General features: G+C 71.5%; 8 protein-coding genes and 1 pseudogene. 2 read left to right on the top strand and 7 right to left on the bottom strand.

All coding sequences use genetic code 11. The features are described 5' to 3' along the window. The 4 genes from FJ309_16220 to FJ309_16205 form a co-directional block, all read right to left on the bottom strand. A partial coding sequence (locus FJ309_16220; protein MBM3956129.1) for an iron-containing alcohol dehydrogenase occupies positions 1-762 on the bottom strand: 762 nt, incomplete at its 3' end. After that, positions 737-1843 (bottom strand): DUF1559 domain-containing protein, encoded by a 1107-nt coding sequence (locus tag FJ309_16215; GenBank protein MBM3956128.1) that lies wholly within the window; start codon positions 1841-1843, stop codon positions 737-739. The genes FJ309_16220 and FJ309_16215, both read right to left, overlap by 26 nt. Further along, the gene (locus FJ309_16210; GenBank protein ID MBM3956127.1) at positions 1840-2727 is read right to left on the bottom strand and encodes a hypothetical protein; all 888 of its coding nucleotides are present in this window, start codon (positions 2725-2727) and stop codon (positions 1840-1842) included. Before FJ309_16210 ends, FJ309_16215 begins: the two co-directional genes overlap by 4 nt. A gap of 274 nt (positions 2728-3001) precedes the next feature. Then, positions 3002-3802, bottom strand: coding sequence for a hypothetical protein (locus FJ309_16205; GenBank protein ID MBM3956126.1), 801 nt, complete (start codon positions 3800-3802; stop codon positions 3002-3004). A gap of 160 nt (positions 3803-3962) precedes the next feature. Here FJ309_16205 and FJ309_16200 point away from each other — a divergent pair, with 160 nt between their 5' ends. After that, a complete protein-coding gene (locus FJ309_16200; GenBank protein ID MBM3956125.1) occupies positions 3963-4307 on the top strand; it encodes a hypothetical protein in 345 nt (114 codons plus the stop codon). Here FJ309_16200 and FJ309_16195 read toward each other — a convergent pair. Further along, positions 4275-6149 (bottom strand): hypothetical protein, encoded by a 1875-nt coding sequence (locus tag FJ309_16195; protein ID MBM3956124.1) that lies wholly within the window; start codon positions 6147-6149, stop codon positions 4275-4277. The genes FJ309_16200 and FJ309_16195 overlap by 33 nt on opposite strands. A gap of 544 nt (positions 6150-6693) precedes the next feature. Between FJ309_16195 and FJ309_16190 the strand changes: the two genes are divergently transcribed. Then, positions 6694-8187: a VWA domain-containing protein gene (locus FJ309_16190; protein ID MBM3956123.1), complete on the top strand. Its 1494-nt coding sequence runs from the start codon at positions 6694-6696 to the stop codon at positions 8185-8187. 53 nt (positions 8188-8240) lie between these two features. On the opposite strand, the gene FJ309_16185 is transcribed toward FJ309_16190, so the two are convergent. Further along, entirely contained in the window at positions 8241-8834 is a 594-nt protein-coding gene (locus FJ309_16185) for an NAAT family transporter (GenBank protein MBM3956122.1), read from the bottom strand. 215 nt (positions 8835-9049) lie between these two features. Beyond that, positions 9050-10447: pseudogene (locus FJ309_16180) on the bottom strand (hypothetical protein). Between the last annotated feature and the right edge of the window lie 751 nt (positions 10448-11198).

The raw sequence follows: 11198 nt of genomic DNA, 5'->3' as shown, positions 1-11198 counted from the left end.
GGTGACGAGGAGGCCTTCGCGGGCGGCGCGGTCGCCGCCGTCGGCGAGGGCACGCGGCAGGCAGGCGGCGATCAGCCGGATCGCCTCGAGGGCGTGGATGTCGGTCGCCGGATTGGCCAGCCGGCTGGTAGCGGCCTCGATGCCGTGAGCGAGGGCGTCGGCGGCGGTGCTGGCGGTGAGCGCGGGGGGCAGGCTGAGCGTCATCTCGGGATCGAGGATCGCCACGTCGGGGATCACGAGCCGATCGACGACGAAGACCTTCACCGTCGTCCGTTCGTCGCGGAGCACCGCGACGTCGGTCGCCTCGCTCCCGGTGCCGGCCGTGGTGGGCACGACGGCGTGAAACGCCGGCCGACCGCGGAGGTGGTTGATGCCGGGCAGGGCCGTCGCCGGGAGATCGAGGCCGAGCATCAGCGCCACCCCCTTGCCGGTGTCGATCACGCTCCCACCGCCGACGCTCAGGACCGCGTCGGCACCGGCGCTGCGGCCGGCCGCAGCCGCGCCGGCGACCACTCCGAGGCCGGAGTCCTGCGGCACGGCGTCGAAGACGGCGGCGATGTGGCCGCCCACCACGTCGCGCACGCGCTCGACGATCCCCGCCCGGACCACGCCGGGGTCGGTGACGAGCAGCAGGTTCCTCACGCCGGCCGCGTCAACCTCGCGCGCCAGGGCCTTGATCGATCCGGCGCCGGAAAACGTCTTCACCTCGGCCTCGCCACCGCCCCCGTGTCGTCGGCTATTCGTCCGAGACAGCCTCGGCATTCTGCCGCGTGATCAGCGCGGTGAACACCGGGACCGTGATCGCGTCGGTCACGAAACCGACCGAGCCGTCGCAGCGGACGAGATTGGCCCCGCCGGGATGGAAGGCGTAGACCTCCTCGTCGTTGGTGCAGTTGACCGCCTGGGTGCGCGTGGCGACGGCGGCACCGACCGCCGGGGGGACGGCGGAATTGCTCGTCGCATAGGCACCACCCGTCGTCGGATTACAGCCGTCGAACGTGATCGGCGTGCGGTGGTCGGCCCAGATCCCCGCGCCCTGCGTCGTCGTGTAGGTCGTCGCCGTCGGCACGAGCGACCCCTTCCGCCCCATGTTGAACAGCTGGGGGTTGCCGGCCGACTCGACGAACAGCAGCGTCCGGGTCGTGCCGTCGGTGATCTGCGCGATCGGCGTGAGGACATTCGGCCGCAGCGCGGCGCACCAGCCGGAGCCGGGGCTCGGATTGAGCGTGCTGGCGACCTCGGCGCGGATCCGGTTGATCGTGAAATAGTCACTCACCGCGCCAACGATCGTGCCGAACGTCGTGCTCGAGATCGACCGTGTCCGGTCGGGATTGCCCGTCGACGGGCAGAGGAACGTCTTCACCGGGATCGCGATCGCGGTCCGGTTGGGCGACGGCGGCCCCTGGCGCCAGTCCTGGGCGGGGTTGAAGGCGTTGCGGAGCGTCTCCTGCTCGTAGTAGGGGAGGAGGATGAAGAGCACGCTGCGCGGCGACTGGTTGGCGGGGATCGGTGCGGGGAACGCCGGCGCGGGATTGGTCGTGTTGTCATAGCTCGACGGCGGCAGGCCACGCATCGCCGACAGATAGTTTTGTGCCGCGAGGCCGAGCTGCTTGAGCTGGTTCTGGCAGGCCATTCGGTTGGCGCTCTCGCGCGCCGCCTGCACCGCGGGGAGGAGGAGGCCGACGAGCGTGCCGATGATCGCGATCACGACGAGCAGCTCGACGAGCGTGAAGCCGGCGCGCGGGGCAAGGTGGCGGGTCATGGTGCTGGTTCCGGGGGGGCCGAATGAGGAAAAAAAGACGAATCGATCGCCTCGAGCGCGAGCTCTCGGGCGGTGGCTCATGACTCCGGGCCGGTCAGTGCGACGACGGCCGACGGATGGGCGAACATCCGCGCGGCGACGTGCGCGATCCCCTCGGCCTCGACGATCCGCCAGCGTACCTTCCACCCCCGGTCGGCGGCCACCTTTCGGGCCATGGCATACGCATTGTGGCCGCGCTCATACCGGCTCGCCCCCTGCTGCATCGCCTCCGGGGACGTGTCGAAATTACGGTCGGCGACCGTATCGGCGGTGCCGAGGTACAGCGTCAGCGGCCGATCAAGGTAGCGGCGGATGGCGTCGTCGCCGCCAAACTCCTCGGGAAGGCCGCCAAAGCCGAGCGGGTAGTCGAGGTCGCGCGTTGGAAAGAGATGCGTGCCCGGGTTGGCGGCGACGACGCGGTCGGCGCCCGTATCGACGAACGCCGCCGAGCGTACGAGGAACTGCCCCCCCGCCGAATGGCCGATGAGGTCAAAAGGCGCGTCGTCGCGCCCGATCCGGGCGCGAAGCGCGGCGGCGACGACCGGCACGAGGTTCCACGTCCACTCCTCGCGCGGCACGACGGCGCCGTCGGCGAGGAGGTTGCCCTGCTGGTATTTGGTGTTGGGAAACGCTTCCTTGGTGAACTTCGGCGTGGCCACCAGGGCACCGGTCGCCTCCGCCAAAGGCACCGCCCAGTCGCGGTATTCCTCGGCATTGCGCTGGACGCCGTGGAACACCAGCAGCAGGCGCCCCCGCGCCGGGTCGAACGACCGCGGCCGGTGCGTGAACACCTCGAGGTCGCCGCTGCTCGTCGGGCAGCGGAACGAGCCGGCGCCCACCGGCACGTCGATCGCGTCCGCGACGGGGGGCTCCTGCGCCCGGCCGGGCACGGCGCCGAGCGCCAGCCAGCCGGCCAGACCCCTCACCGAACTTCGGCGCGACACCCGAGTGCGGCATCGATCGGGAATGGCTTCTGCCGGGCGCGGGTTCATCGCAGACTCCGTTGGCGTGCCGGACAGCGTCGCCGTGTCATTTGCCTGATGAAGCGCCCGCCGGACGACCGGCCTGGCCGCGTCAATCGCCCAATCGACCACCGCCTTTTCCCTCCGACCGATTCGGTCGGAGAAAAATAGCCGATCGACAGGGGCGCGGTGGCAGGGGCGGGCATGGCGGAAGAGCCCGGCGAAGCCGGCGACGTCGTCAGCGGGCGGACGACGGTTCGTCGGCCGGGCGATCGAGGGTGATCACACCGACGGCGAGCCGGCCATCGGTGTGAAACGGGTCGCCGCCACCGTTGGTGCCGCGAAGCTCGCGGTGGAAGCGGTCGACCCAGTAGTAGCCATCGAGTAGCCCGGCCGCGTTGGTGTCGGTGAGGAGTTTGTTGCGTTCGCGATCGACCGCCGGGGCGATCCTGTGAGTCACACCGCCGGTGGTGCGGCTGATCTCGACGCGCTCGTCGAACGTCGCGGCGCCGAGCCACAGCGGCTCGCCTTCGCCGTCGACCTCCGCCGACCGCCAGAAGCGGACGTGGTGCCGCTGCTTGGGGCTGCCACCGAACGGCTGTTCGAACGCCAGGTCTTGCTTCCGTCCCCAGACGTAGAGATCGCTCACCGGAGCGTGCGGATAGGGTTTGCGGAGGACGACATCGGCCGCGATCCGCAGCGACGTCTCCAGCGTGATCGGATCGGCCGCGTACCAGCCGGCCCGCGAGAGTGCGTGATGGATCTCCCGGTCGGAGCCGATGAACGCGACATTGATCGGATCACCGGCTGTCCCGCGCGTAGTCGCGGTTCGCCGCGGCGCCCGCTCGAGCGCCGGATGGCCCGGCACCATCCGCACGGGCGGACTGCCGGCCGTGGTCGGCCCGGCGGCCGGCACCGAGGCGATGCGGGGCGCGACCCAACCCGCGGGGTCGGCGGCGATCGCGTCGGCGCAACCCAGGACTCCGCCGACGAATGCACACACTACCACCGTCCGCCAGGAGCAATCGGGCGACCCCATGCCTCGCCTCCGTTGATACCCACGGGCGGCCGATCGCGGCCGTCCGGGATGGGTACTTAGGGAAGCCTGGCAGGGATTTCAAGGCGAGCCTCGTCCGCCGAACCGGCGTCGACGCCACGGCCGGCTGGTCCTATTCTCCCGCCCCCTCGAGGAGGCCACCATGACACGCTTCCTGCCGCTGTCTGTCGGTCGTGCATCGCGACGCGCGACGCTCCTGCCCGGGATCGCGATCGCCTGCGGGCTCGTCGCCCTCTCGGGCTGCGCCGGTGCCATGCGCCGCAGCGCCGAGGCGCTCCGCCCCGGGGCGTCGCTCCAGAAGGTGCGCGACGACATGGCCCACGACATGTCGGCGACGGTCACCAACGCGCGCCGGCAGGTATCGCGCACCTGGTCGGAGATGTGGCACGACTGGAATTACATCAACGAAGACAGCTTCTCGGAGATTCGCAGCGCTTCCGGCCACCGCGATCCGTCAACGGCCAACTCCGGCGACTTCGCCCGCTGACGCTTCCTTCAGCGCGACGACGTAGCAGGCGGCCTCGACCGAATTGCGCACCAGCAGCCGGTCGCCGGCGAGCGTGAGCGTGTTCCAGGTCTTGTCGGACAACGCGTCGATCCGCCCGCGCTCCACCGGCCCCGCCGGCGACGGCTCGACGAGGACCACCGGCCCGGCCTCGGTCTGCACGAGCAACGACGTGCCGACGAGCAGCACCTGGCCGTGGCCGTAGCGCCCCTTCTTCCACAGCCGCTTGCCCGTCTCCAGGTCGAGGCAGGCGAGGATCCCGTCGTCGAGGCCGTAGATATGGTCACCGGCGCGCACCGGCGTCGCGAACTTGCTCTTGAAGTCGCGCGTCCGCCAGACCTCGGCCACCGTCCAGCCGCCGTCGCCACCGCGGGTGACCTCGATGAGCACGCTGCCGGTGCCATAGCCGGTCGAGAGGAGGATCCGCCGGTCGTCGATCACCAGCGGCTGCGAGCAGTTGGTGGCCTGATCGTTGCCCCACGAAAAGCTCCAGCGCACGGCGCCGTCGGCCGGATCGTGGGCGGCGACGCCGACGCCGTTGAAGACGAGTATGCAGGGCGCCCCGGCGATCGAGACGAGCATCGGCGACGCGTAGCTGGCCCGCTCGCTGCCGGCACGAAACACCTCCGCGCCGCCGGCCGCATCGAACGCCGCCAGCGACCTGCCGTCGCGTCCGCAGGGGCAGACGTACACCCGCCCATCGACCACCAGCGGCGAGCCGGCCATGCCGTGGGCGAGCAACTCGCCCGAATCGGGCGGCTCCCTCTCGGGTGCCGGCGCACCGGGCGGCGGCGGCGGGGGAGCGACGGCGCCCGGTACCGTGTCGACGGCCCACACAACCGTGCCGTCGGCACCGAGGCAGGTGAGCCGGCCGGTGGCACCCATCGTGTAGATCCGGCCGCCGACCACCGTCGGCGTGCCGCGCGGGCCGGGGCCACCGTAGCTCGAATCGAAGCGCACCGGATCGGCGTGGATCCACCGCTCGGCGCCGGTCGCGAGGTCGTAGCAGACGACTGCCTCGCTCTGGCCGCGCTGCTCCTGCGTGAGTGCCACGCCGCCGACGACGGCGAACCCTCCCCACCCCTCGCCGACGCGCCGCCGCCACACCTCGCGCGGCGGACGGGCGGCCCAGTCGGGGTCGAGCGCGGGCCCGGCGAGCCGGCCGTTACGCGCCGGGCCGAGATAGCCTGCGAAGTCGCCGGCCCCCGGCTCGAGGATCGGTGCGGCGCTGCCGGGAGCGTCGGCGACGGGCGTATCGCCCGCGGCCGGTGTCTTCACGGCGACAGACAGCGCCTCGGGAAGCGGGTCGCGCCGCCAGCCAAACACGACCTGGGCGTCGCCCGACAGGCCGTCGATGCGCACGAGGCCGAGAAACACCGCCAGCAGCGCTCCGAGGGCCGCGAGCACCGCGAGCCGCTTGGCCCACGCCAGCGGCCAGACGAACACCAACAGCCCCCACGCCACGACGAGGCTGCCGGCCACGTAGAGCAGCCCGGCGGGAATCCGCGCCGGCGTGTCGGCCGCTCTGACACCGACGACGACGGCGTTGGCGACGGTAAACACCACCAGCGCCGCTCCGCCGATCAGCCCTCGGTAGCGCCGCAGGCGCGCCGACGCCGCCACGGCCGCGCCGACCGCGACGAGCAGCGGAGCGACGAAAAGGAGCTGGCGCAACACGCCGCGGTCAGGCTTCCCGAGGATCAATCCGGTGATCAGCGACGCTCCCCAGGGGTAGGCGAGGAAGCCGGCAAGCCCGATGACGGCGGCGGCGAGGAGCCACTCCAGGGCGCGCGGCCGGTCGACGGGCTGGTCGGGCGCGTGCATGGAGAGTCTCCGAATGGAATGGCGAATGAGGATAGCGATTGGATTCGGGGGCAGGAGTCAATCGAGACTATCCGGTTCCCGGCGGCATGGCGCGCGGTAGGCTCGGCAAACCTTGCCGGCGAGGTTGGCCGCGCGGGGGCGGCAGTCGTGCCAGTGCGGTGCGGTGGCCGATGAGAAACGACGCTGGTGGTCCCGACGGGGGTCGCGACGACCTCGCTCAGGCTCCGCAGAGGGGGACGCCCCTCGCGCCTCTGCCCTCGCATCGACCCGCATGCAGTTGCGACGGGCCGATGCGAGGGCGACGGCGGAGGGGCTACGCGGGTCCTGTTGATGGGGAGACGTGGCAGTGATGGTTGATGGCTGGATGGGGATTCGGTTGGTCGGCCAGTTGGCGTCTTGGCTTGCGACTTGGTCGGTCGATGAGCTGGTGTGGGTGGGGCGCGGCGACCGGCGATCCTCAGGGTGGCTCGTGTCGTGGGGAGCAGTTCCTCCGTGGTCCGGGATGGCGGGTGGAAACCCGGTGGGTTCGGGACCGGGTTCGCGTATGAGTGACTTCTCTGTTTTCGCTGGCCGGGCGATCCAACGACGACGGGCGCGGACGCGCTCCGCGGTGGTGGTCGCGGCCGTCGTCGCTGCCCTGGAAGTCGCCGTGACCGCGGCCGTGACTGCGATCGTTGTCGGGGCCGTGGGCCTCGCAGTCGTCATCGTGATGCCGGGAGCTCCCGCCGCGGCGGCGGGGCCGGCGGAGAAGGCCGCGACCACCGACGTGTCGCCCGAGTTCAAGGCGCTCAAGAAGCAAGCGCTCGCCGTCGCCCGGTCCGGGTCGCCGGGACTGCGGCAGGAAGTGCTCCTGCGCCTGGCGGCCTACGACACCGCCGAGGCGATCGACCTGGTGATCCGCGTCGGCCTGTCGGCGAAGGAACCGGCCACGCGCAGCGCCGCCCGAGACGCGCTCGCCGAACACCGCGACGACCCGGCATTCACCGAACGCCTCGTCGATGCCACCGTGCGCGAGCTCCGCGCCGGGCGCACCGACGTCGCCGCCGACCTCGCCGCCGTCCTCCTCGGCACGCCCGCCGGGTTCGAGCCCGGGCCGCTGCACAACTGGCTCGACGGCGGCGCCGCCGACGGGCCGGCCGGCGTGCGCCTCTGCTGGGAAGTGGCGACCTCCGCGGCGGCGCGTGGGGGCGTCGAGGAGGTGGCCGTGCTCGAAGGGCTGGCGCGGCTCCGCCTGTTCACCACCGATTTCCCGTTTCGCCGCGGCGTCGTCCGGGCGCTGATCGCGGTGCATCGCGTCGAGGGGGTCGAGGCGCTGGTGCGGATCCTCGCCACGCTCAAGGGCGAGGCCCGGGCCGACGTCGTCGCCTACCTCGCCCACGTCACCGGCGTGAACTTCGGCACCGACGCCGCCGGATGGCGGAAGTGGCTCGACGACCACCGCGACGGCCTGGTGATGCCCGAGCCGCGGGCCGACTATCCGCCGCCGGCCACGCCGCTGGTGGCGGCCGACAACCACTCCGATCCGGCGTACTACGGGATCCCGCTCTACGCCGAGCGCGTCGTGTTCGTCGTCGACACCTCGGCGAGCATGGACGAACGGGGCCGGCTCGAGACGGCCAAGCGCGAGCTCGAGTCGGCGCTGTACACGCTCCCCGACGACGCGCTGTTCACGATCGTCGCCTACTCCGACAAGGTCGCGGCCTGGGAAGGGCAGCTCGTCAGGGCCGACGACGACGGCAAGCGGCGCGCGGCGGCATTCGTGCGTGCCCTCCGCCCCCATGGCCAGACCGCCACCGGCGACGCCCTGGCGCTCGCCTTCTCCTACGACACCGAGGCGGTCTACCTCCTCTCCGACGGCCGGCCGACCGCCGGCCGGGTCGTGGAGCCGGCGGCGATCGTGCGGATGGTGGCCGAGGCCAACAAGAGCCGGCGGGTGTCGCTGCACACGATCGGCATCGCCCCCGACGGTGGCCTGGCCGAGTTTCTCGCGATCCTCGCCAAGGCGAATTTCGGCCAGTTCCGCCGCGTCGACGACTAGTTTTCCGTGGACAAAGCCATCGATGGCCTTTGTCCACGGACAGCGCGCGCCAGTCAGCCGCGCGCCGGGAACGCCTTGGCGAGGCCGTCGAGCGCCATCTGCACGGCCGAGGCGACGAGCACCATCCCCATCAGCCGCTCGACCGCGGTCAGCCCGCGCGGTCCGAGCACGCGCGCCAGGCCGGCGCCACACAGCAGGATCGCCGCCGTCGCCAGCCACGCCCCGCTGATCGCCAGGAACCAGTCGACGTGGCGCTCGGGCTGGCTGCTGGCCAGGAGGAGCACCGTCGCCAGCGCCGACGGCCCGGCGACGTAGGGGATCGCCAGCGGCACGATGAACGGCTCGCCGTCGTGCTCCTCGGCGAGCGCCCCGTGGACGCCGGGGAACACCATCCGCAGGGCGATCAGGAACAGCACGATCCCGCCGGCGAGCGTCAGCGCCGGCTCGGAGATATTCAGCGTGTCGAGGAGCGGCCGGCCGACGAACAGGAACGCCACCAGCAGACCGTAGGCGACGAGCAGCTCGCGGGCCACCACCCGCGTGCGCCGCGCCGGATCGACCGCCTTGAGCGCCGACAGGAACAGCGGCACGTTGCCGAGCGGATCCATCACGAAAAACAGCAGCAGCGCCGCCGAGAACGTGCTCATCGTGGCCTGCCGGGAGTGGGTGAGGATCTCGTGGACGAAGTGAGCCGGCCGTCCCGCGGCCGGAGAGGCTACGGAGGGCTTTGAACGGACAGCAAATGGACGGTGGACACGGCGATCGGCCGCAGGATGCGGCCGACGGCGACCCGGGGAACCCTCGGCGTTTCCCGCGGTCGCCAAAGTGGACAAAGGCCATGGATGGCTTTGTCCACGTAAAGCTAGCGCGGGGCCAACGCGCGGTCGAGGAGGTTGGCCGTCATTCGTCGGACGCGCTCGTCGGGGCCGTGGGGGCGGGTCCAGTGCGACCAGGGGAGGACGTGGCCCGGGGGGCTGGACAGCCCCTGGGCCCAGAAGATCGTCGACGCATTGAACACGAAGTTGCCCTTCGGGCCGGGGTAGATCGTCGCTGTCCAGCGCTGCGGCCGCTCGCCCCCCTGAAACGCCGTCCCCGCGGCGACGACCTCGAGGCCGGGGATGTCGGCCGGCGGATCGCCGTGATACTCCCAGCCGACGAGCCCGGGGATCCGCTCGCCCGCCTTCATCCCCGTGCCGGCAAACAGCCAGTGGTCGGGCTTCGCGCACACCCAGTCGCCGCCACCGTTGACCGGCTCGATGTTGCGCGCGCCCATCAGATAGCCCTCGTCGGGGCCGCGGTGGGGAAACGGCCCATGGTCGCGCTCGCGTTCGACGGCCCAGCGGTGGTCGCCGCCGTAGGGACCGCCGCGAAACATCGTCCGCGCCGGCTGCCCGGCCGCTGACGGCCCGAGCGGCGTGACCCAGCAGACGGAGTTCCCCGACAGAAACAACAGGCTCACCCCCGTGTCGCGAAGTGCCACCACCGAGTCGAACTGCCGGCGGTCCCAGTATTCGTCGTGGCCGACCGAGAGAAACGCCTTGGCCTTCAAGCCCCGGTCGGGGGTCACCATGTCGGCGTTGGAGACGTACGACACGTCGTATCCCTGCTCCTCGAGCCAGTAGGCGAGCGGGAACTCGAACGGCAGGAATTCACCCGACCCGAGCGTGAGCGGGTCGTCGACGACGCCGCGGAACTGCGCCTCGCGGCCGTACGGGCGGTCGAAGCTGACCATCGCCCACGGCCCCTGGCCCCCGTCGGGATGCGTGTAGACGCTGAAGTTGTTCGGCCAGCGGTTGTAGGCCTGCCAGGTGTTGTCGGAGCACTGGAAGAGGACGTCGCAGGGGCGGTCGTCGCGGACGACGAACACGACGTAGCTCTGGTAGCCGTTGGTGGTGTCGTCGGGCGGCACGACCGACAGCCGCCCGAGGTAGACGCCGCTGGTCCAGTCGGCGGGGATGACGATCTCCACGGCGGGCTCCCAGCCGCACTCGTGGATGTTTTGCTTGCCCGGCTTCGGCGTCGGCTGCTCGTGGCCGGCCAGCGGCCCGACCGAGTGCATCAGCCGCGCCCCGCGGCCACCGTAGAAACCCATCCGGAAGATCTCGACGGTGTAGCGCGCCGCCGGCTTCGTCGAGACCATGATCCGCAGCGTCTCGCCGGCGGCCACGCTCTGGCGGTCGCAGTAGCCCTCGATCCACGGGCAGCGGAAGCCGTCGATCCCGTCGAGTCGGACGCGCGTCAACTGCCAGTCACGCGCGCCGGTATGGGCATTCTCCCGCGTAATCGGATTCGGCCCGCGCACCGCACCGTCGCCCGCGGAAGCCGGCACACCACTCAGCCAGAGAACCACCAGCGCCATCACCGGCAGCGCGATCCACCGTCCCGTCCCGACGAACCGTGCGCGACCGTCACCACAACACATGCCACTGCCACCGCGCGCAGCAGCACCACCACCACCACACCTGCCACCGTTCGCAGCAGCCCCACTGCCGGTCACTCGTCGGCCTCTGCTCGCGTCACCAGAAGCTTGCCTCGTCACAGTCGCACCTCCGCCGCGTGTCTCGCGTGCCTGAATTCTCCCATTCCCTCCCGTTCCCAGGGACCCGCGAAGCCCCTCCGCCGTCGCCCTCGCATTGGCCCGTCGCAACTGCATGCGGGTCGATGCGAGGGCAGAGGCGCGAGGGGCGTCCCCTCTGCAGAGCCCGAGCGAGGCTCCGTTGCTCTTCCACCATGGTCCCAGCAAAAGAGCCCGAGCGAGGCCCCGTTGCTCCATCGACCACGATCCCGAGCCCCCGCGTGCCCAATCCGGACCCACGCCCCCTCACGGCTCCTGCAGCGCCGCCAGCAGGTCGGCGCAGTCTTCCGGCGAGAGCACCTGCTCCAGTCCGGCCGGCATCAGCGACCGCGGCAGCGTGGAGATGCTCTCGATCTCCCCGCGGCGGATCACCCGGTCGGCCCCGCCGGCAAGCCGCAGCGTGAGGCTCCCGGGCGTCTCGGCGACGACGATCCCC

The sequence above is a fragment of the Planctomycetota bacterium genome, from assembly GCA_016872555.1.
Lineage (GTDB): Bacteria > Planctomycetota > Planctomycetia > Pirellulales > UBA1268 > F1-20-MAGs016.
This window is presented reverse-complemented; position numbering and strand designations above follow the sequence as displayed.

Coding starts and splice junctions, on each gene's coding strand:
- FJ309_16205 (MBM3956126.1), bottom strand. CDS start 3,802: ATGGGGTCGCCCGATTGCTCCTGGCGGACGGTGGTAGTGTGTGCATTC.
- FJ309_16190 (MBM3956123.1), top strand. CDS start 6,694: ATGAGTGACTTCTCTGTTTTCGCTGGCCGGGCGATCCAACGACGACGG.
- FJ309_16200 (MBM3956125.1), top strand. CDS start 3,963: ATGACACGCTTCCTGCCGCTGTCTGTCGGTCGTGCATCGCGACGCGCG.
- FJ309_16195 (MBM3956124.1), bottom strand. CDS start 6,149: ATGCACGCGCCCGACCAGCCCGTCGACCGGCCGCGCGCCCTGGAGTGG.
- FJ309_16215 (MBM3956128.1), bottom strand. CDS start 1,843: ATGAGCCACCGCCCGAGAGCTCGCGCTCGAGGCGATCGATTCGTCTTT.
- FJ309_16185 (MBM3956122.1), bottom strand. CDS start 8,834: ATGAGCACGTTCTCGGCGGCGCTGCTGCTGTTTTTCGTGATGGATCCG.